This window comes from Pedobacter segetis (assembly GCF_016623585.1).
Taxonomy (GTDB): domain Bacteria; phylum Bacteroidota; class Bacteroidia; order Sphingobacteriales; family Sphingobacteriaceae; genus Pseudopedobacter; species Pseudopedobacter segetis.
Window position 1 is genome coordinate 109,476 of sequence record NZ_JAEHFY010000013.1, and the last position, 20,104, is coordinate 129,579.

Genomic DNA, 20,104 nt, shown 5'->3' on the forward strand with positions numbered 1-20,104 from the left:
AACCTACAACTAAAAAATGATGAATTAAAAAACCAAAAACTTATCCATTTGCATCTCTGTAAACTTTAAAGTATCCTCTTTAAATAAGTCTCCATCATCATTAATCTCAAAAGCGATGTTTGGTATATGTAATTTTAATGGCATCACGTGTAAACCGATATAATTGCAAACACCGGTAAAATGCTCAATTCCTCTTATGTTTCCATATTTGCCAGTAGAATGACCTACCAAAGCAGCCTTTTTATCCATAAAAGAAACCGGGAATTTACAAGCATCAATAAATAACTTTAAAATGCCCGGGAAACTGCCATTGTATTCGGGTATGATAAATATAAATCTATGGGCTTTGGTAATTTGTTGTTGTAATGGCTCAAAGTCCTCCAAAGTTTTTCCGTAATAGCCTCCTGATATTAAATCTTGAGGCAAATCAGTTAAAGAAAGAATAGTTGCTTTTTCTCCTTTTTGGGCTAAAGCTTTCTGATAATATTTAGCGATTTTAAGCGTATTGCTATTCGGGCGGTTGGTTCCCGAAACAATTAATGTCATGTTAGTTTGTTTATAAATTGCCTTAACGTGTGGAAATTGATATTGTTTATATTTGTATCTTGCCGCCTTGTTAAAAAGAATAATAAATTCGTCTAAAATACTAAAAAAGGGCAATTTTTTAACATTACGCCATATAAGAAGCTTCATAAAAAGGAAATCATTTAATGAGTAAAATCATAGCAATTGCCAATCAGAAAGGTGGAGTGGGTAAAACCACCACTTCTATAAATTTAGCGGCTAGTTTAGCGGTTTTAGAATATAAGACTTTAATAGTAGATGCCGATCCACAAGCCAATTCAACATCGGGTATCGGGTTCGACCCTCGTACCATAAAACACAGTATCTATGAGTGTATCATCAATGATGTTACCGCAAAAGAAGCCATCCAAAAAACCGATACCCCAAACCTAGATCTACTACCGGCACATATAGATTTAGTGGGTGCAGAAATAGAGATGATCAACCTGGAAAATCGGGAATACAAAATGAAAGCGGTTTTAGAGCAGATAGATAAGGATTACGATTTTATCATCATAGATTGTTCGCCATCTTTGGGCCTGATAACCATCAACGCCTTAACAGCGGCCAACTCTGTGATCATCCCCGTACAGTGCGAGTATTTTGCGTTAGAAGGTTTAGGTAAATTATTGAACACGATAAAAATCGTACAAAACCGCTTAAACCCCGAATTGCAGATTGAAGGTATCTTACTCACCATGTACGATGTTCGTTTAAGATTGTCTAATCAAGTGGTAGAAGAAGTTCGCTCACATTTTGAAGATTTGGTTTTTAATACCATTATTGCCAGAAATACCCGTTTAAGTGAAGCCCCAAGTTTTGGCGTTTCTGTAATTATGCATGATGCAAACTCTAAAGGAGCGATAAATTATTTGAATTTGGCCAGAGAAATTGTTACCAAAAACGGAATGGCCAAAGAAAGTGCAAAAGATAAAACGGAGGTGGTTAAATAATGAGCAAAGACAGAAAAATAGGGTTAGGTAGGGGATTGGGGGCTTTGCTAACAGATTCTCCAGAATTTAGCCGAGAAAGAAGCCAAACAAATACCAATAGTAATTCTTCGGTATCAGAAAATCCATCTGCGGCATTAGGCTCTATCAGTACTATAAAAATCAATCAGGTAGAAGTAAATCCATTTCAGCCCCGTTTCGAGTTTGATGAAGTTGCATTAAAAGAACTTTCAGAGAGCATTGTTTTGCAAGGTTTGATACAGCCCATTACCGTAAGGAAAATGGGGCCAAATAGTTTCCAGTTGATTTCTGGCGAGCGCAGGTTAAGAGCTTCTAAACTAGCAGGAATAACAGAAATCCCGGCCTATATACGCACTGCGGATGATCAGCAGATGCTAGAGATGGCACTGATAGAAAACATCCAAAGGGAAAACCTAAACGCTATTGAAGTGGCATTGAGTTTCCAAAGGATGATCGATGAATGCGAGATTAACCAAGAAGAATTGGGCGATCGCGTTTCTAAAAACAGATCTACCGTAACCAATTATTTGAGGTTGTTAAAACTGCCCCCAACCATACAGGCCGCAATAAGGGATAATAAGATCACTATGGGCCATGCAAGGGCGCTCATTAACGTTAGCGATCCAACAGCACAACTTTACATTTATCAAGAAATTTTAGATAAAGATCTTTCTGTAAGAAAGGTAGAAGAAATGGTGCGCTCTATTAAACAAAACGGGCTTAATCCTGCACCAAAAGAGAAAAAACAAGATGCTTTTTCTTTTCAATATCAAAAGATACAAGATGATCTTTCTTCTAAATTTGCCACCAAGATCAAAATGAAAGTACAAGACGGCGGCAAAGGTAGTATAGAAATCCCTTTTCTTTCTGATGAAGATTTAACCCGCATTTTAGAATTGCTAGATTGGTAATGTTAAGATCGCTTTTTTTTGCTCTTTTTGTTTTTATTGCAGTTGGTTCTTATGCCCAGCAAAATGACGCTGTATCTACACAAAAAGATACTATTACCATAAAAGATGCGGCAAAAGAAGTGGGATTTAAAGAAAAGGCAAAAAGTTTTACAAAAGAGATAGGTTTGCTTTTTAAGGATAGCACAAAATTGCAAAACCCAAGAAAAGCAGTTTTAAGATCGGCTATTTTGCCGGGCTGGGGGCAAGCCAGGAACCATAAATGGTGGAAAGTACCTTTGGTTTATGGAGGTTTTGTTGGTTTGGGCTTGGTTTATAATTTCAACAATAAATTTTACAAAGAAACCCTTACAGAAAGCCAGTACAGAAAAGCAAACCCAAACCTCGGGAGGGATACCTCTTTTTTTTATCCACAATATAAAGGCATTCCCGATAATCAGATTTACGGAGCAAAAGATTTTTATAGAAGAAACAGGGACCTTTCTCTATACAGCATGATCGGCTTTTGGGGCCTGCAAATGGTAGATGCTTATATAGATGCTAAATTGGCCACCTTTGATGTAAGCGATGATCTGACATTGAAAATTAAACCTTCTATTTATATCCCAAATTACGGAAGCTTGGGTTTTAAAACTGCAATACCAATGCTAAGTCTAAAATTAAATTTTAAATAATTACTTACATTAGCGCACCTAAATAATAACAGGTTATCAGCTTAAATAATTAATATGAAAATCGCCCTTATTGGTTACGGAAGAATGGGGAAAATGATCGAGTCTATCGCATTAGACAGAAATCATGAAATAGTTTTGGTAATTGACCAGCACAATGCAAATGAACTTACCCCAGAGAATCTGCAAAAAGCAGATGTTGCCATAGAGTTTAGTACGCCTAATACCGTATTGCAAAATATAGAAACCGCAATAAAAGCAAAAGTTCCATTGGTTGTTGGCACCACCGGATGGTATGGGCATTTGCAAGAAATAAAAGATAATTGCCAAGCTACCGGTGCTACGGTAATGTATGGCTCTAATTTTAGCGTTGGCGTAAATATATTCTTCCAAATAAACCAACAAGTAGCCAAAATGATGAATAATTTCTCAGATCAATATGATGTTGGTATGGAAGAGATACATCATATCCATAAACTAGATTCGCCAAGCGGTACCGCCATAACCATTGCAGAGGATATTATACATGAGTTTGATAAAAAGAACGAATGGATCGATGTTAAAAGTGATGATGATGTAACAATCCATAAACCAGAGCATCTAATCATAGAATCTTACCGAGAAGGTGAGGTTCCGGGTACTCATGCGGTAATTTATGACTCTGATGTGGATAGGATCGAATTAAAGCACATTGCCCATGGGAGGCAAGGTTTTGCGCTGGGAGCCGTATTGGCGGCAGAGTGGTTAAAAGGTAAAAGCGGGTTTTACTCCGTTAAAGAAATGTACGATCTTAAAGCTTAAACATATATGAACTGGAAATTCTGGAAAAAGAACAAAACCAAAAAGAAGAAAAGCGCAGGTAGAGAATGGCTGGATGCCATTGTGTTTGCCGTTATAGCCGCAACCATTATCAGAGGCTTATTTATTGAAGCTTACACCATCCCCACGGGATCAATGGAGCGTACTTTATTAGTTGGAGATTTTCTTTTTGTGAGTAAGATGAGTTATGGGGCCCGTACCCCGATTACTCCGGTTGCCTTTCCTTTTGCACACCATACCATGCCCATTATTAATACAAAAGCTTATTGGGACGGTATCCAATTACCATATTACCGTTTACCGGGATTTGGAAAGGTTCAGCGCTATGATGTGGTGGTATTTAATTATCCTATGGATGCAGATCCACCTTTGAGCAGACCGGTTGATAAGCGTGAAAATTATATAAAAAGATGTATGGGAGTTCCTGGCGATACTTTAAAGATTGTAGATGCACAAGTTTTTATCAATGGTAAACCGGCAGATCTGCCCAAGATGAGCCAAACACAATATTATGTAAAAACAGACGGTACAGATTTTAACCCTAAAGCTTTAGAAGATATTAAGGCAGATGTAGAACGCGTAACTACCGATGAGTACGTAATCACTATGCCTAAGGGAGAAGTGAACAAGATCAAGGCTTTTTCTAACGTAAAAAACGTAGCCCCGGTAATTGCACAAAAAAACACCTTTGAACAACAGGTATTCCCATCAGATCCACATTATAAATGGAACCAAGATAATTTTGGCCCTCTCATTATCCCAAAAAAAGGATGGACAATTACTTTAGACAGCTTAACCTACCCACTTTACCATAGGGCCATTGAAGTTTATGAAGGCAACAAACTTGAGGTAAAAGGAAATGATTTTTACATCAACGGACAAAAAACCAATAAATACACCTTTAAGATGGATTACTATTGGATGATGGGCGATAATAGGCACAATTCTTTAGATTCTAGATATTGGGGCTTTGTACCAGAAGACCATATTGAAGGGAAAGCATTGTTTATTTGGATGAGCTGGAACGAGAACGGTACTTTCTTCGATAAAATAAGATGGAATAGGTTATTCACAGGAATACATTAGGGTTTGAAAGATGCTTCTAACTCAAAGCAAAAAGTAGAAAGCGAAATATTAATTCAAAAATTCTTCATTAAAATTTAAAGGGATGTTTAAACCAAAACATCCCTTTTCTGTTTTATAAGTTGCCTACCGCATTTGGCTTTAAGCAATAAACAAATAAAAGATAATGGCATATCGTTTGTATAATGGTTATAAACGAAGTAAGAATGAGAGTGATATTGAATATTTTGGCGATTTCATTTATACTTGGTTGGATATTAGGATTCTTTGTTTTTAGTGCAGGATTTTTAATTCATATATTTTTGATATTAGCAATTTTTGCCTTGATCATCAATTTTTTATCAGAACCTGTGTAAATATTTTCATCTTTAGTATAGGTTAAGTTTAAAAACTTTTAGCATCGTAATTTTTATGATGCTTTTTTTATGTGAAAAATTTTGAAACGATTGATTGTAATCTATTCTGAAAATTCATTTAAAACAAAAAAGACCGTTTTTTCAAACGGTCTCTAAAATGCAATAAGTTATTTATAATTATTGAGGGCTAAAATTATAAACGATGTAGGCCATATTCCCGTTCAATAATTTAAAGGGCGTTTTTAAAACCAAATTTGTTTTAGAAGCACTTGCTATTTGTAATTGATAGCCCTCTGAAACATTTTTAGCTTTCTCGCCAGCATCAATCTTTTTAAATTGGAATATCGGAGTTATTCCGTCATTGATCAAAGACCAATAAATCTCTTGGTTTACTCCGTTGGGCAAAGTAATCATCCCGCTGTAACCACCATAAAGTTTCCAGGTACTACCATTAAAATCCTGATAAGGGGCAATATCAAATACGTTTTTTACCTCATAACCGTCGGGGAAACCCTCTAAGCTAACATTGTTTACTACCCAAGTACCAGAAATAGTTCCTTTCGATACTTTATTGTTGCTCATCATTGCACCCTTTTTAGACGAGCATGAGGTTACGATTAAGGCGAAAACTGCCAAAAATAATATGCCTTTCAGCTTTGATAAATTTTTCATTGTTTGCGTTTTTAAATTTTTGATTAATTGATTTGTTGAGATCAAAAATAAAGCCAGTTAATTTTTTATTAAACCGCAGATGCAGTTTTAGAAGCAAAAACTTTATGATGCCGATCTATTATTTTGCTTGTGCATCTTGTTAGGAATCTAAACGGCATCCTTTTTATTTGTCATCTTTAGCATTGTTAATCTGAGCATTGTCACTCTGATCATTGTCACTCTGAGTATTGTCACTCTGAGCGGAGACGAAGAGGGAGACGAAGAGGGAGCAGAAGAGGGAGCCGAAGTTGGAGCAGATGGAAGACAAATAAAAAGATATACCCGCCAGCTGGCTGGCCGTCCGAATACCCAAATAATCGTTAAGATAAAAAAAACTGAAATCGGGTTTATTTATTTGATTAACACCCACGGTTAACCTTAAATTTTTTATTTTCGCATACCTAACAAAAAAATACGTTTCAAATGGATTATCAGTTTAAGCAGATAGAGAAGGATTGGCAAAAATTTTGGGCAGAAAACAAAACCTTTAAAGCAGAGGTAGATAAAAGCAAACCCAAATTTTACGTGTTGGATATGTTCCCTTACCCAAGCGGTGCGGGTTTACATGTGGGGCATCCGCTGGGTTATATTGCATCTGATATTTTCGCGAGGTATAAACGCCTAAAAGGTTTTAACGTTTTGCACCCAATGGGATACGATTCTTTTGGTTTACCAGCAGAGCAATATGCCATACAAACAGGGCAGCACCCCGCAAAAACCACAGAAGAAAACATTAACCGCTACCGCCAACAATTAGATAACCTTGGTTTTTCTTTTGATTGGAGCAAAGAAGTGCGTACCAGTTCGCCAGAATATTATAAATGGACGCAGTGGATTTTTATGCAGCTTTTTGATAGCTGGTATAATAAGGATACTGATAAAGCTGAACCTATTTCTACCTTGATCGCAAAATTAGAGACTATCCCATCAGAACAAATAAATGCTGTTTGTGATGAAGATGTTTTATCCTTGCTGCCAAGCGATTGGAACGCTTTTTCTGCAGAAGAAAAACAAGCCGAATTGTTGAAATATCGTTTAACTTTTTTGAAGGAAAGCACCGTAAACTGGTGTGCAGCTTTAGGTACTGTTTTAGCCAATGATGAAGTTAAAGATGGTTTTAGCGAACGTGGCGGACACCCGGTTGAGCAAAAGAAAATGATGCAGTGGAGCATGCGGATTTCTGCCTACGCCGAGCGTTTATTACAAGGTTTAAATGATATAGACTGGCCAGAACCATTAAAGGAAATGCAACGCAACTGGATTGGGAAAAGCGTGGGAGCGATGGTGAGGTTTGGCCTAGAGGGCGTAAAAGGGTCGGTAGTCGGTAGCCGGAAGACTGCGGGCAACGGACTTCAGACTTCTTCTTTCATCGAGGTTTTTACCACCAGAGTTGATACCCTTTACGGTGTTTCATTTTTGGTGATTGCGCCAGAGCATGAATTGGTTGCTTCGTTAACTACGCCAGAGCAAAAAGCGGATATTGACGCTTATATTTTAGCCACCAAAAAGAAATCGGAATTGGATCGTATGTCTGATGTTAAAACGGTCTCTGGGGCTTTTACGGGCAGTTATGCAATCAATCCTTTAAGTGGAGAAAAAGTGCCGGTTTGGATAGCGGATTACGTATTAGCAGGTTATGGAACAGGGGCGGTAATGGCAGTACCAAGTGGCGATCAGCGTGATTACCTATTTGCTAAAAAATTTGATTTGCCAATTTTACAGATCTTAGATTCCCAAAAAATAGATAAAGAAGCCGATCCAACAAAAGAAGGAAAATACATTAATTCTGGAATTATAAACGGGATGGGTTATCAAGAAGCCACGCAAACCATTATTTCCAAACTCAAAGAATTGGGAATGGGTTATGGGAAAATCAATTACCGTATGCGGGATGCTATTTTTGGTCGTCAAAGATATTGGGGCGAACCTGTTCCGGTTTATTTTAAGCCTGCCCGTTCCGCAGGCGGGAATGGTTTGCCTTATTTAATTAAGGAAGAAGAATTGCCTTTGCTTTTACCTGAAGTAGATAAATATTTGCCTACAGAAAGCGGCGAGCCACCTTTGGGTAGAGCAAAAGATTGGAAATATCAGGACGAATACGAATACGAATTGAGCACCATGCCGGGTTGGGCAGGCAGCAGTTGGTATTGGTACCGTTACATGGATGCTAAAAATGATGAGGCTTTTGCCGATATTGATAAAATCGTTTATTGGAAAGATGTAGATCTTTACATTGGTGGTAACGAACATGCAACGGGTCATTTATTGTATAGCCGTTTCTGGAATAAATTCTTGAAAGATTTGGGTTACGTTACCGAAGAAGAACCTTTTAAAAAGTTGATTAACCAAGGGATGATCCAGGGACGGAGTAATTTTGTTTATCGTGTTAATGATGCAGAGGGAAAAGGAACAAATCAATTTGTATCTTACGGATTAAAAGAAGATTACCTAACCTCGGCACTACATGTTGATGTGAACATCGTAGAAAATGATGTTTTGGATATTGAAAAATTTAAAGCTTCAAGAGAAGAATATGCAAATGCTGAATTCATTTTAGAAAACGGTAAATACCTCTGCGGTAGCGAAGTAGAAAAAATGTCGAAATCTAAATTTAACGTGGTAAATCCCGATGATCTGGTTGAACGTTATGGTGCCGATACCCTAAGAATGTACGAAATGTTTTTAGGCCCTTTAGAACAAAGTAAACCTTGGAATACCAACGGGATTGAAGGCGTTTTTAAATTCTTGAGAAAATTTTGGAAATTGTTTCATGATGAGAATTTCAATTTCTCGGTTTCTGATGATGCGCCCTCTAAAGTAGAACTAAAAGCACTACATAAAATCATTAAAAAGGTAGAGGATGATATTGAGCGTTTCTCGTTCAATACTTCGGTTTCTAGTTTTATGATTGCCGTTAACGAGTTGACGGATTTAAAATGTAACAAGAGGGCGATACTTCAAGATTTAGTGATTATCCTTTCTCCTTATGCGCCACATATCTGCGAAGAGCTTTGGCAACTTTTGGGCAACAAAGCAGGTACTTTATCTTTTGTTCCATATCCCGTTTTTAATCCAGAATATCTGATAGAAAATGAATTCGATTATCCGGTATCTATCAATGGCAAAACCAAAACCAATATTAATTTACCTTTAACATTAGAACCCAAAGAGGTAGAGGAAATTGTTTTAAAAGAAGAAACCATCACTAAATATTTTGATGGAAAATACCCTAAAAAAGTGATCGTTGTTAAAGGGAGGATAATTAATATTGTGTTGTAGAAAATAAGCAGAAAATTTATTTGTTCTGTATCTATTTAAGTTTTTCTAACGTATCAGTATCAATATCCTTTTTAATGAAAAACTTAACAATCGTATTATTTCTGCTTATTTTAAGCAAAGCTGGTGTGGCTAGCAATTTTTACCGCTTAGAAGATGATTCTACAAAAAAAATAAGTTTAGAGAACCATGAAATAAAATATAAGGATAAATTGTTGGGTAATTATACCACTAAAGCTATTAAATTAGAAGGTAATAAAATCACAAAATTTATTGTCAGGTTTTTTGAAACTGGGGGTAACGAAATCGCAGAATACCATATAGAAGTAATCAATAAAGTCAAAAGAAACCAAGTATCTATAATAGAGGCTTCTTTAAGCACTTTGTCTGATCATGTAACCCATAATGGCAGTAATTTCATAGATTTCAATCAACGATCAATAACTGAAAATGAATCTGCGGTAGTACCACAGCTAAAGAATACAATTGCCTATCTCATTAAAAACAAATATCTACTATAAAACGGATCACGGCGTTTAGATTAAAAATTCTTCATCCGTTTTACGCATCAATATTATATCATTACAAAACAATTACTTGTTTTCTTGTCGGTTTATAATCCTTGGAATTATAATTGCTAATTTATCTGTTCAAACATTTAAAACAAAAAAAATGGCAAACCCACTTTTCAAAGATTATCATCTTGGTAAAACCGAATTAAAAAATAAAGCAGTAATGGCCCCAATGACTCGCTCAAGAGCCGTTGATCATAATATCCCAAATGAGTTAATGGCAACATATTATGCACAAAGGGCGGGTGCAGGTTTAATCGTTACAGAAGGTACTTCGCCTTCCCCAAACGGATTGGGTTATCCACGCATCCCAGCAATGTATAATCAGCACCATGTTGATGGTTGGAAATTGGTTACAAAGGCAGTTCATGAAAAAGGGGGTAAAATATTTCTTCAACTGATGCACTGCGGAAGGGTTGCCCATCATCTAAATTTACCTGAAGGCGCAAAGGTGCTTGCACCGTCTGCAATTATTGCCGAAGGACAGATGTACACCGATGCGGAGGGGATGAAAGAAAATGACTTACCGCAAGAAATGAGCACAAATGAGGTAGAAGCGGCTATCGATGAGTACGTTGTTGCTGCCATATTGGCCATTGAAGCTGGTTTTGATGGTGTAGAGATCCACGGTGCAAATGGTTATTTGATAGAACAATTTCTGAATCCAAACAGTAATAACCGTAAAGATGGTTTTGGGGGAAGTATCCAAAACCGGTCTAAGTTTTTGTTAGAGATTGCAGAGAAAACCATTGAAGCCATAGGGTCAGAAAGAGTAGGGATAAGGCTTTCCCCTAATGGAGCTTTTAACGATATGCGTCCTTACCCTCAAATGGAAGAAACTTATGATTATCTTTCAAAACAATTAAACCAATTGGGAATAGGTTATATCCATTTATTAGATCATTCTGCAATGGGATCAACAGAATTGCCAGATAAAGTAAGAAAAAACATCAGGGAAAACTTTGAAGGCACTTTAATTCTTTGTGGAGATTTTGATGATAAAAAAGCAGCCAAAGCATTAGAAAATAAAGATGCTGATTTAATCGCATTCGGTCGCCCGTATTTGGCAAACCCAGATTTGTTAGAACGTTACAAAGCTGGTGCTAAACTAAACCAACCAGATATGGACACATTTTACACTCCCGGCGAAAAAGGATATACAGATTATCCTTTTATGGATAAATAAATGATATTATATTTTATTAGGACGTAAATTTTTTCAATATTTGCGTCCTCATAAAACGGGGGATTAGCTCATTTGGCTAGAGCGCTTGCCTGGCAGGCAAGAGGTGGCCGGTTCGAATCCGGCATTCTCCACAAACCCTTAAAGCTTCCAATTTTTGGAAGCTTTTTTTGTTAAACAATTTATAAAGATTGTTCTTTTAAATCCAAACCGTATATTTAGTCAAATAATCACACCAGATGTCTAGATATTTAAATAAAGGAAACCAAGACTTGATCACACTGGCAAAAAAACATCAAGCCGCTTACGTATCAGCTAACCCCTTCCCAAGCATATCTTTTGATGACTTTTTCGACCCTGATCTACTGAGCAAGATTTTAGAAGAATTCCCCGATCTTTCTAAAAAAGACAGTATTTCTTTTAAAGACCAAAAGCAGATCAAGTTTGCGGGCAAAGGAGAAAGCTATTTTGGCGAAGAGACAAAATCTTTTATGCACTTTTTAAATTCAGAGCCTTTTTTAAATTTCTTGCAGATATTAACCGGTATTGAAGAACCTTTAACAGGCGATCCTTATTTTTTTGGTGGTGGGCAACATGAGATCAAGAGAGGTGGTTTGCTAAAGGTTCACGCAGATTTTAACAAGCATCCACAATTAAAACTAGACCGTAGGATCAATGTTTTGGTATATCTAAACAAAGATTGGAAAGAAGAATACGGCGGTAATTTTGAGCTTTGGGATAGAAACATGGAAAAATGCGAGAAGAAAATACTACCTATATTTAACAAATTGGCTATTTTTTCTACCACAGATTTCTCTTATCACGGCCACCCAGATGCCTTAAATTGCCCCGAAGATAGGAGCCGCAAATCTTTGGCGTTATACTATTATTCTAACGGCAGGCCAGCATCAGAAATAAACCAAAATGCAAAACACAATACCCTTTTTCAAGAACGCAAGAACAACGATGTTGATAAAAACGCCTTCAAACCAACCAAAAGAGAAAAAATAAAGACTATGCTAAAAAACATTACTCCGCCAATTCTTTATCAAAAAATCAAAAAAGTAGAATAAGTAGGTTTAACCGTTTTGAAAAGGTACTGTAATGCAATTAACATAAGATAGCCCCGCTTTCCCTACAAGTCCGTTTGCTCTTACCGCCGCAATAGCCAACCCACAGCAATCCGGGCTTTTCGTCCAATCGGGTTTAAGAACAAAAGAATCATTAATTCAACCTCAACCTAAAACCTCAACCTCAACCTCAGCCTCAGCCTCAACCTTACCCTCGGCCTCACCCTCAACCTAAAACCTCAACCTACAACTTAACCAACCCCAACTTCTCCGCCACCTCGTTCAAATCATTAACCACGGCTTCAATCAAAGGGATACCGTTTATCTTCCTGTCTTTTTCGGCTTCTAGTTCAGGCTCTCCGGGGATGATCACTTTTTGGTTTTTGTTGATCGGTTTTGCATCTTTAAAACGTTGGATCCAATTATCCATATTGGCTTTAAAATCTTCAATAGGCCTAAATCCGTCCACACGCATCGCACCCAAAAAATGTCCCAGACCTTCGCCGGGTTGCTTGGGTAGGGGATCCATAAAAGCAACAAAAGGTGGTGCCCAGGGCCCATAACTTGCGCCAGATAAAACAGCAGACAAAATATCTACGGTAGCACTTAAACCAAAACCTTTATGGCTGCCATGCTCCCTATCAGAACCAAGCGGTAAGAGCGAACCTCCGTTTTTTAAATCGGCAGGGTTTAAAGCGGCATTACCATCTTTATCCTGTATCCATCCTTCTGGCACATTCATGCCTTTGCGTTGTGCAATTTCTAATTTACCATTTGCAGCAGTTGATGTTGCCATATCTACCACTACAGGTGGATAATTCCCAGCAGGAAAAGCATAACAAATGGGGTTGGTGCCCAACATTCGTTCGCTAGAAAAAGTGGGTGCAACCAACGGACTAGCATTGGTTAGGGCATAACCGATCATATCATTTTCTACAGCTTTTAAACTGTGGTAACCAGCAATACCAAAATGATTAGAATTTTTAACGGCAACCCATCCAGATCCAAACTCTCTTGCTTTTTTAATGGCCAGATCCATGGCAAAAGGTGCAACCACCAATCCTAACCCAGCATCTCCATCAACAGTTGCGGTGGTGGCCGTTTCGTGAATTACCTTAATGTTTGGTTTAGGGTTAATTCTGCCTTTTTCCCAAAGCCTTACATAACCAGTTAAACGGGCAACACCATGGGAATCTATTCCTCGCAAATCTGCTTTCAATAAAACATCAGTTGCCAGTTTAGCATGTTCTTCAGAACAACCCATTTTTATAAAAACAGATTGGGTAAATGCTCTTAATGTAGCGTCTGAAAAAGTTTGGAAATCCATATTCAATATTTAATATAACCGCTCATTAGCAAAACTGACTCAATAAATTATAAAGAGTTAAATAATAGAGATAGTATTATTTCTCATCATTTTCGAAGAGTTCGTGTAATTTTTGCTGTAAAAGTTTTTTATCGGGTAATTGGGTTTCATATTCTGAAACCATTGTTGGTGAAAGACTTCTACTTAAAGCGTATTCAACAACTTCATTGTCTTTATCTTTACACAATAAAATCCCAATACTTGGGTTTTCGTTTTGTTTTTTTACGTCTCTGTCTAACGCCTCTAAATAAAAATTTAGTTGCCCTAAATGATCTGGCTTAAACTTGTCATCTTTAAGTTCAAATGCAACCAAGCATTGTAGTCCGCGGTGATAGAAAAGTAAATCAATGAAAAAATCACTATTACCAACTTGTATTCTGTATTCATTACCTATAAACAAAAAATCTTTTCCAAGTTCCAGGATAAAATTTTTCATTTGTTTAACAAGCCCACGCTGCAAATCATTTTCGCTGTATGGATCTTGCAAATTCAAAAACTCAAATACGTAACTATCTTTGAATGTGTTTGTCAAGTCTTGACTATTTTCTCTCAACACTTTTGAGAGTTTTGAGCTTCCTATCACAGTTCGTTCGAAGAGACTAGCTGAAATTTGACGATTTAGTTCTCTAAAACTGTAACTTTCCCTTTTAGCAAGTTTTAAATAAAATTCTTTTTCTTCAATAGTTTTACTTCTTGAAAAGATTGCCAAATTATGAGACCAACTAATATCTCTCAACAATGTTGAGAGTTTTGGAGAGTCTTTATAAGCTTCGTAAAACTGTTTCATCCTCCAAATATTTTTGTCAGAGAATCCCTTTATTTCTGGTTCATTAAGTTGAATATACTTAGCTAATTCAGTAACAACTGAATCGCCCCATACAGATTGTTCAATCTTTTTGCTAATGTATTCTCCAATATTCCAATAAAGATTGATAAGCTCGGCATTTACAGCATTTAATGCGTTTTTTCGAGACTGCTTGATAAGTAGAATGATTTCAGTGAATCTTATTTCCATTTTTGTTATCTAGTTATTTATCAAAAAGAACCGTAAACTTAAAACCTAAAGGTTTAAAATGGTTAATCAGATTTGAAATAAAATCGTCGCCATATTTCACATAAAATAAACCAAAGTTCTCTTTACGTTCTTGCAATCCTCCGCCAGGAAATAATTGATCTTTAATTTTTTCGATGTCGGTCATCGCTTCAGCAAAGTTTCTTTTTTCTGCCCGCATTAGTTTTTTTTCAAGACTGTCGATTGCTTTTTTAAGTCTTACTTCAACAGCTTCTGTACTTGGTTTCAAAGTTGGTTCAATCTTATAAACCCGAACTTTCAGATCATCAAAAATAGTTTGCAAAGATGCCCATTCAGTTTTTAAATCTAAGGTATGCTTGGAGTGGTTCTCTACATAATTCTTTTTTAAAACTTCGGTTTGCTCAAAGGCATCGGCGAAAGCCATATTTAATTTATGGAGTTTTTTTACCGATTTTTCATCCACGATCATCGCTGAATTTCTTAAAACCAATAAAGGAAAATCAATTTTATAAAAATCGAAATTAGATTTTAACTGTAACCAATAAGCCAATTCGCCACCGCCGCCAATGTATGCCAGGTTGGGCAAAATAACTTCTTGATAAAGTGGGCGCATTACCACGTTTGGGCTAAACCGTTCGGGATTTTGTTTTATTTCTCCTTTTAGTTCATCCTCAGAAAAAGATATTTCTGTGTTTAAAACTTGGTATTTATTATCCTCAAAAACAATACGTTCGCGTAAATCATCGGTTAAATAAAAGAAATTGATTTCCCGTGGGTTTACTTGTGCATGGATTTCTATCTTGGCTAATTTCTTGGTGCTTTCTTCGATATTTTTAAAGCTGTTTTGCTCAATGATATCTTGTTCTATGATATTTGCAAATTGAGATTTCAAAGTTTTATCATCAGCATCAATGATTATTAAACCGTATGAGCCAAAAAGTTCATTTGCTAAATATCGTGTGGCTTCTGCAAGTGTTTTATCATCGGCGTAAGCCAAAGAGACAATTTCTGAGAGCTTTTGGGCATTTTCTGAAATCCCTAAAACACCTTTATAGTTGTTTAAAGCCTGTATAATTGTTTTTATAGATAACCTACCCGTTGCACCAGCATTGCTGTTTTTCCATTCTATTTTTTTGCCAGCTAAGTATGTATGGTTAATTTCCTCAAAATCATGGTCCTCTGTCGCCATCCAGTAAACGGGAACAAAATTATTCTCGGGAAACGCAGATCTTAAATCTTTAGCTAGGTTTATAGCCGTAACAATCTTGAAGATAAAATAAAGCGGGCCAGTAAAAATATTGAGTTGATGGCCGGTGGTAACTGTAAATGTGTTATCGTTTTTTAAAGCATCAATATTTTCTTTTACCGATCTGGAGATATCGTTGTTTTTATATTGATGATTTAAAACTTCGACTAACGCCGGTCTATTTCCGTTAAATCTTCTTTGAGAAATAATTTTTTGAAAGCTTTCTAAAGCCGGAAATTGATTGATAAAAGGTTTGATTCTTTCATCTTTAGCTAATAACCTGTTAACCGTAGCCGAAAAACATCGGGTTTCATCGTAATCAATATATTGTGCTTCCATGAATTACGAAAATAACCAAAAAACAGGATTAAGGTTTTTGGCAGCCATTATTTGACAATTGTACCATAAAGATCAAAGTCTTCTGCCCGGTCTATTTTGGCGTTAACAAAAGTTCCTGGGGTTGCGTAATTGGTTTTTGCATCAATCAAAACCTCGTTATCCACTTCTGGCGAATCAAATTCTGTTCTGCCAATAAAATAATCCCCTTCTTTTTTATCGATTAAGACCTTGTATGTGTTCCCAACTTTTTGCTGGTTCAAATCAAAAGAAATAGCTTGCTGAATTTCCATAACGTCTTCTACTCTTTGCTCTTTTACTTCCTGAGGAACATCATCAATTAAATCATGGGCATGTGTTTTTTCTTCATGAGAATAGGTAAAGCAGCCTAAACGATCAAAGCGTGTTTCTGTAACCCAGTTTTTCATCTCTTCAAAATCTCTTTCGGTTTCGCCGGGATAGCCACAAATCAAAGTAGTACGCATGGCAATATTCGGCACTTTATCCCTTATTTTATTTACCAAATCTATGGTTTTTTGCTTGGTGGTTCCACGTCGCATAGATTTTAACATATCATCAGAAATATGTTGTAAAGGCATATCCAAATAGTTGCAAATGTTAGAACGCTCGTTCATTACATCTAAAATACCCATTGGGAAACCACTTGGATAGGCATATTGTAACCTAATCCATTCAATTCCATCAACATCAGAAAGATGGCGCATTAAATCTGCAAGTTTACGCTCGTTGTACAGGTCTAAACCGTAATAAGTTAAATCTTGGGCAATTAAGATCAACTCTTTAGTGCCGTTTTTGGCAAGTAGCTTTGCTTCTTTAACCAAATCTCCGATCGGTTTAGAAACATGTTGCCCACGCATCAGGGGGATCGCACAAAAAGAACATGGACGGTTGCAACCTTCTGCAATTTTGAAATAGGCGAAGTGGGACGGAGTGGTCAGTAAACGTTCTCCGATCAGTTCATGCTTATAATCTGCACCTATAGAACCTAACAGATTTTGAAGATCATTGGTGCCAAACCAAGAATCTACGTTGGTAATCTCTGCAGAAAGTTCTGGTTTGTAACGTTCTGATAAACAACCAGTAACTACAACTTTCCCTACTTTTCCTTCTGTTTTTAAATCGCTATATTGTAAAATGGTATCAATAGATTCTTGCTTTGCGTTATCAATAAAGCCACACGTATTTATAACAATAATATCATCTTGACGTAAATCATTTGCTTCATGAACAACGTTTATATTGTTCCCATTTAGCTGCCCCATTAGTACCTCAGAATCGTAGGTGTTTTTAGAGCAGCCTAGCGTGATTACGTTTACTCTTGGTTTTACTATTGATTGAGCTCTGTCTTTTACTTTCATTATTGTTTTTTTTTTCGTGATTTCACCGATTGAGGGATTTCACAGATTATTTTTTCGTGATTTTACCGATTGAGGGATTTCACAGATTTTGTTTTATGTGGTTTCACAGATTTTGTATTATGTGATTTCACAGATTAAAGGATTTCACAGATTTTGTTTTTCGTGATTTCACAGATTGGAGGATTTCACAGATTTTGTATTATGTGATTTTTTCAATATTAATCGTTAAATCTTTTAAATTACAAATCCTTTAAACCGACAATCTTTTAACATCGCAACTACCATTTCCGAAATTTACTAATAAGCCTGTTTTAATTTTGCTTGCCTTTAAATAAGATATTAATTGAGTTTGAAATAATTGAGGTTGAATTCCAGTAACTGATTTTATTTCTAAAATGACTTTACCTTCTATGTAAAAATCACATCTAAATTTACCTATCAATTTATTTTTAAAGAACACGTTAAATTCTTTTTCACACTCAAAATTTATATTGTCAATTGTGAACTGTTCAATTAAAGCTCTGGAATAAATTTTTTCTAAAAAACCTGGACCTAACTCTCTGTGAACTTCGTAACAACAACCAATTATTTTGTGGGTTAAAGTATCATATATTTCAGTTCCCATTAATCAAAATTAATCTGTGTAATCAAATAATCTGTGAAATCACGATAACAATCACTGTGAAAATAAGCTATCCACAAACTCTTTTTTATTAAACAACTGTAAGTCAGTCATTTTTTCTCCCACACCAATATACTTTACGGGGATCTTAAATTGATCTGAAATACCTATTACTACGCCACCTTTAGCGGTACCGTCTAATTTTGTTAAGGCCAAAGCGTTAACATCGGTTGCTTGGGTAAACTGTTTGCATTGTTCAACTGCATTTTGCCCGGTAGAAGCATCTAAAACCAATAAAATTTCATGCGGCGCACCTGGCACAACCCTGTCCATCACTTTTTTAATCTTAGAAAGCTCGTTCATCAAACCAACCTTATTATGTAAACGCCCAGCGGTATCGATAATTACAACATCCTCATTATTTGAAACCGCAGATTGTATGGTGTCAAAAGCTACAGAAGCTGGGTCGGCATTCATACCTTGTGAAACCACCCTAACGTCTGCTCGTTTTCCCCAAAGTTGTATTTGATCAACAGCCGCAGCTCTAAAAGTATCGGCAGCACCAATTACCACTTTTTGTCCGGCTTGTTTTAATTGATAGGCCAGTTTTCCGATTGTGGTGGTTTTACCTACCCCATTAACACCCACAACCATAATTACATAGGGTTTGTGCGAGCCATAATCCATTTGTTCAAAATCGGAACTGTTGTTTTCTTCCAATAGAGCCTGAACTTCTTCCCTTAGAATATTATTGAGTTCAGAAACGTTGGTGTATTTATCTTTAGCTACGCGATTTTGAACACGGTCAACAATTTTTAAAGTGGTGGTTACGCCAACATCTGAAGTCACTAAGATCTCTTCCAAATTATCCAGAACATCATCATCAACAGTAGATTTTCCTACTACCGCTTTGCTTATTTTAGAGAAGAAATTATCTTTCGTTTTCTCTAGTCCTTTTTCTAAGGCAACCTGTTCATCAACCGTATTTTCTTTTTTCTTAAAGAAATCAAATAATCCCATGGCAATAAATTTAAACAAAAAAAGCCATCCTAAATCTTCAGGATGGCTTAAATATTTTCAAAATAAATTATTCTGCTACGCTTTCTTTAGCAACTACGATCGCATCTTTAATATGATCGTTATGCGCAATCATTTCTTTGAAAGAGTAAGCACCAGTTTTTGGTGATCTTACCATTGTGATTACCTTAGAGTACTCTTTACCTTTACCGGTTTTTAATGTTGCAACTACTTTCTTTGCCATGTTAAATATTTTTTGCGCTAAATAAATTAGCCGTCTATTATTTGATTTCTTTATGAACAGTAACTTTCCTCAAAACCGGATTGAATTTCTTAATCTCTAGTCTTTCTGGAGTGTTTTTACGGTTTTTAGTGGTAATGTACCTAGATGTTCCAGCCATTCCACTTTCTTTATGCTCAGTGCATTCTAAAATTACCTGCACTCTGTTTCCCTTCTTAGCCATTATATTCGGGTGTTATATTTTTATTAAATAGTTCCTTTTAATACAAACCTGTTGATTGCTGCTGTGATACCGATCTTATTGATGGTTTTGATAGCAGATGTAGATACTTTTAAGGTAATCCATCTATCCTCTTCTGGAAGGTAAAAACGCTTCATTTGAAGATTAGGGTAAAATTTACGCTTAGTTTTGATGTTAGAATGAGATACTCTATTTCCTACTAACGCCGATTTTCCTGTTAAATCACAAATTCTTGACATGACTGTTGCTTGTTGTTTTCTGTTAAACCCTTTTCACAAAGAGTTTGCAAATATCCACAAATACTTTTAAAATATCAACACCATTTTAAAAAATGTTTCATAAAGTTTAGCAACCTGTTTTTTGTTTAAAGTATTAAGCGCATTGTGGGTTTTATTTGTCTTAAAGGGTATCGGTTCTTAATTTATCTTTTTGGTGTGGT

At 36.2% G+C, this 20,104-nt stretch carries 21 protein-coding genes and 1 tRNA gene; 11 read left to right on the forward strand and 11 right to left on the reverse strand.

Translation table 11 applies throughout. The features are described 5' to 3' along the window. Positions 1-24 precede the first annotated feature (24 nt). Entirely contained in the window at positions 25-693 is a 669-nt protein-coding gene (locus I5M32_RS10515; RefSeq protein WP_317193124.1) for an NADPH-dependent FMN reductase, read from the reverse strand. Positions 694-710: 17 nt separating this feature from the next. Between I5M32_RS10515 and I5M32_RS10520 the strand changes: the two genes are divergently transcribed. The 6 genes from I5M32_RS10520 to I5M32_RS10545 all read left to right on the forward strand — a co-directional run bounded on the left by I5M32_RS10520 (position 711) and on the right by I5M32_RS10545 (position 5,372). Continuing rightward, positions 711-1,517 (forward strand): ParA family protein, encoded by an 807-nt coding sequence (locus I5M32_RS10520; protein ID WP_200586196.1) that lies wholly within the window; start codon positions 711-713, stop codon positions 1,515-1,517. Continuing rightward, on the forward strand, positions 1,514-2,446 hold the full coding sequence (locus tag I5M32_RS10525) for a ParB/RepB/Spo0J family partition protein (protein WP_394370319.1): 933 nt from the start codon (positions 1,514-1,516) through the stop codon (positions 2,444-2,446). The genes I5M32_RS10520 and I5M32_RS10525 overlap by 4 nt, the downstream gene beginning before the upstream one ends. Then, positions 2,446-3,117, forward strand: a complete 672-nt coding sequence (locus tag I5M32_RS10530; protein WP_200586198.1) for a DUF5683 domain-containing protein — start codon at positions 2,446-2,448, stop codon at positions 3,115-3,117. Before I5M32_RS10525 ends, I5M32_RS10530 begins: the two co-directional genes overlap by 1 nt. A gap of 54 nt (positions 3,118-3,171) precedes the next feature. Then, positions 3,172-3,915 carry a 4-hydroxy-tetrahydrodipicolinate reductase gene (gene dapB, locus I5M32_RS10535; protein WP_200586199.1) on the forward strand — a complete coding sequence of 248 codons (744 nt, stop codon included), beginning with the start codon at positions 3,172-3,174 and terminating at the stop codon, positions 3,913-3,915. A 6-nt stretch (positions 3,916-3,921) separates the two neighbouring features. Then, positions 3,922-5,019: a signal peptidase I gene (gene lepB / locus I5M32_RS10540; RefSeq protein ID WP_200586200.1), complete on the forward strand. Its 1,098-nt coding sequence runs from the start codon at positions 3,922-3,924 to the stop codon at positions 5,017-5,019. A gap of 203 nt (positions 5,020-5,222) precedes the next feature. Beyond that, positions 5,223-5,372 carry a lmo0937 family membrane protein gene (locus I5M32_RS10545; RefSeq protein ID WP_200586229.1) on the forward strand — a complete coding sequence of 50 codons (150 nt, stop codon included), beginning with the start codon at positions 5,223-5,225 and terminating at the stop codon, positions 5,370-5,372. 177 nt (positions 5,373-5,549) lie between these two features. Here the strand turns inward: I5M32_RS10545 and I5M32_RS10550 are convergent, their stop codons facing one another. Continuing rightward, complete coding sequence (locus tag I5M32_RS10550; RefSeq protein ID WP_234461934.1) at positions 5,550-6,044, reverse strand: hypothetical protein; 495 nt, start codon at positions 6,042-6,044, stop codon at positions 5,550-5,552. 462 nt (positions 6,045-6,506) lie between these two features. Here I5M32_RS10550 and leuS point away from each other — a divergent pair, with 462 nt between their 5' ends. From leuS to I5M32_RS10575, 5 genes are all read left to right on the forward strand, one after another. Then, positions 6,507-9,362: a leucine--tRNA ligase gene (gene leuS / locus I5M32_RS10555; RefSeq protein ID WP_200586201.1), complete on the forward strand. Its 2,856-nt coding sequence runs from the start codon at positions 6,507-6,509 to the stop codon at positions 9,360-9,362. 74 nt (positions 9,363-9,436) lie between these two features. Further along, positions 9,437-9,880, forward strand: a complete 444-nt coding sequence (locus I5M32_RS10560) for a hypothetical protein (RefSeq protein ID WP_200586202.1) — start codon at positions 9,437-9,439, stop codon at positions 9,878-9,880. 151 nt (positions 9,881-10,031) lie between these two features. After that, positions 10,032-11,117, forward strand: a complete 1,086-nt coding sequence (locus I5M32_RS10565) for an alkene reductase (protein ID WP_200586203.1) — start codon at positions 10,032-10,034, stop codon at positions 11,115-11,117. Positions 11,118-11,174: 57 nt separating this feature from the next. Further along, a tRNA-Ala gene (locus I5M32_RS10570) sits at positions 11,175-11,248 on the forward strand. Positions 11,249-11,353: 105 nt separating this feature from the next. Further along, entirely contained in the window at positions 11,354-12,187 is an 834-nt protein-coding gene (locus I5M32_RS10575) for a 2OG-Fe(II) oxygenase (RefSeq protein WP_200586204.1), read from the forward strand. Positions 12,188-12,428: 241 nt separating this feature from the next. Here the strand turns inward: I5M32_RS10575 and I5M32_RS10580 are convergent, their stop codons facing one another. From I5M32_RS10580 to rpmB, 9 genes are all read right to left on the reverse strand, one after another. Next, the gene (locus tag I5M32_RS10580) at positions 12,429-13,511 is read right to left on the reverse strand and encodes an Ldh family oxidoreductase (protein WP_200586205.1); all 1,083 of its coding nucleotides are present in this window, start codon (positions 13,509-13,511) and stop codon (positions 12,429-12,431) included. Positions 13,512-13,587: 76 nt separating this feature from the next. Beyond that, positions 13,588-14,565 carry a PDDEXK nuclease domain-containing protein gene (locus tag I5M32_RS10585; RefSeq protein WP_200586206.1) on the reverse strand — a complete coding sequence of 326 codons (978 nt, stop codon included), beginning with the start codon at positions 14,563-14,565 and terminating at the stop codon, positions 13,588-13,590. 13 nt (positions 14,566-14,578) lie between these two features. Beyond that, positions 14,579-16,168, reverse strand: a complete 1,590-nt coding sequence (bshC, locus tag I5M32_RS10590) for a bacillithiol biosynthesis cysteine-adding enzyme BshC (RefSeq protein WP_200586207.1) — start codon at positions 16,166-16,168, stop codon at positions 14,579-14,581. Positions 16,169-16,215: 47 nt separating this feature from the next. Next, positions 16,216-17,544 carry a 30S ribosomal protein S12 methylthiotransferase RimO gene (rimO, locus tag I5M32_RS10595; RefSeq protein WP_200586208.1) on the reverse strand — a complete coding sequence of 443 codons (1,329 nt, stop codon included), beginning with the start codon at positions 17,542-17,544 and terminating at the stop codon, positions 16,216-16,218. Between the two features lie 250 nt (positions 17,545-17,794). After that, a complete protein-coding gene (locus I5M32_RS10600; protein WP_200586209.1) occupies positions 17,795-18,169 on the reverse strand; it encodes a GxxExxY protein in 375 nt (124 codons plus the stop codon). 51 nt (positions 18,170-18,220) lie between these two features. After that, positions 18,221-19,186, reverse strand: coding sequence for a signal recognition particle-docking protein FtsY (gene ftsY, locus I5M32_RS10605; protein ID WP_200586210.1), 966 nt, complete (start codon positions 19,184-19,186; stop codon positions 18,221-18,223). A gap of 67 nt (positions 19,187-19,253) precedes the next feature. Next, complete coding sequence (locus I5M32_RS10610) at positions 19,254-19,427, reverse strand: DUF4295 domain-containing protein (RefSeq protein ID WP_200586211.1); 174 nt, start codon at positions 19,425-19,427, stop codon at positions 19,254-19,256. 37 nt (positions 19,428-19,464) lie between these two features. After that, a complete protein-coding gene (rpmG, locus tag I5M32_RS10615; RefSeq protein WP_200586212.1) occupies positions 19,465-19,647 on the reverse strand; it encodes a 50S ribosomal protein L33 in 183 nt (60 codons plus the stop codon). 23 nt (positions 19,648-19,670) lie between these two features. Further along, complete coding sequence (gene rpmB, locus I5M32_RS10620; protein WP_200586213.1) at positions 19,671-19,904, reverse strand: 50S ribosomal protein L28; 234 nt, start codon at positions 19,902-19,904, stop codon at positions 19,671-19,673. Positions 19,905-20,104 lie beyond the last annotated feature (200 nt).

What these genes read in the sequence shown, in the direction of transcription:
- I5M32_RS10515 (WP_317193124.1), bottom strand. Translation starts at nt 693, where the DNA reads ATGAAGCTTCTTATATGGCGTAATGTTAAAAAATTGCCCTTTTTTAGT.
- I5M32_RS10520 (WP_200586196.1), top strand. Translation starts at nt 711, where the DNA reads ATGAGTAAAATCATAGCAATTGCCAATCAGAAAGGTGGAGTGGGTAAA.
- I5M32_RS10530 (WP_200586198.1), top strand. Translation starts at nt 2,446, where the DNA reads ATGTTAAGATCGCTTTTTTTTGCTCTTTTTGTTTTTATTGCAGTTGGT.
- dapB (WP_200586199.1), top strand. Translation starts at nt 3,172, where the DNA reads ATGAAAATCGCCCTTATTGGTTACGGAAGAATGGGGAAAATGATCGAG.
- lepB (WP_200586200.1), top strand. Translation starts at nt 3,922, where the DNA reads ATGAACTGGAAATTCTGGAAAAAGAACAAAACCAAAAAGAAGAAAAGC.
- I5M32_RS10545 (WP_200586229.1), top strand. Translation starts at nt 5,223, where the DNA reads ATGAGAGTGATATTGAATATTTTGGCGATTTCATTTATACTTGGTTGG.
- I5M32_RS10550 (WP_234461934.1), bottom strand. Translation starts at nt 6,044, where the DNA reads ATGAAAAATTTATCAAAGCTGAAAGGCATATTATTTTTGGCAGTTTTC.
- leuS (WP_200586201.1), top strand. Translation starts at nt 6,507, where the DNA reads ATGGATTATCAGTTTAAGCAGATAGAGAAGGATTGGCAAAAATTTTGG.
- I5M32_RS10560 (WP_200586202.1), top strand. Translation starts at nt 9,437, where the DNA reads ATGAAAAACTTAACAATCGTATTATTTCTGCTTATTTTAAGCAAAGCT.
- I5M32_RS10565 (WP_200586203.1), top strand. Translation starts at nt 10,032, where the DNA reads ATGGCAAACCCACTTTTCAAAGATTATCATCTTGGTAAAACCGAATTA.
- I5M32_RS10575 (WP_200586204.1), top strand. Translation starts at nt 11,354, where the DNA reads ATGTCTAGATATTTAAATAAAGGAAACCAAGACTTGATCACACTGGCA.
- I5M32_RS10580 (WP_200586205.1), bottom strand. Translation starts at nt 13,511, where the DNA reads ATGGATTTCCAAACTTTTTCAGACGCTACATTAAGAGCATTTACCCAA.
- I5M32_RS10585 (WP_200586206.1), bottom strand. Translation starts at nt 14,565, where the DNA reads ATGGAAATAAGATTCACTGAAATCATTCTACTTATCAAGCAGTCTCGA.
- bshC (WP_200586207.1), bottom strand. Translation starts at nt 16,168, where the DNA reads ATGGAAGCACAATATATTGATTACGATGAAACCCGATGTTTTTCGGCT.
- rimO (WP_200586208.1), bottom strand. Translation starts at nt 17,544, where the DNA reads ATGAAAGTAAAAGACAGAGCTCAATCAATAGTAAAACCAAGAGTAAAC.
- I5M32_RS10600 (WP_200586209.1), bottom strand. Translation starts at nt 18,169, where the DNA reads ATGGGAACTGAAATATATGATACTTTAACCCACAAAATAATTGGTTGT.
- ftsY (WP_200586210.1), bottom strand. Translation starts at nt 19,186, where the DNA reads ATGGGATTATTTGATTTCTTTAAGAAAAAAGAAAATACGGTTGATGAA.
- I5M32_RS10610 (WP_200586211.1), bottom strand. Translation starts at nt 19,427, where the DNA reads ATGGCAAAGAAAGTAGTTGCAACATTAAAAACCGGTAAAGGTAAAGAG.
- rpmG (WP_200586212.1), bottom strand. Translation starts at nt 19,647, where the DNA reads ATGGCTAAGAAGGGAAACAGAGTGCAGGTAATTTTAGAATGCACTGAG.
- rpmB (WP_200586213.1), bottom strand. Translation starts at nt 19,904, where the DNA reads ATGTCAAGAATTTGTGATTTAACAGGAAAATCGGCGTTAGTAGGAAAT.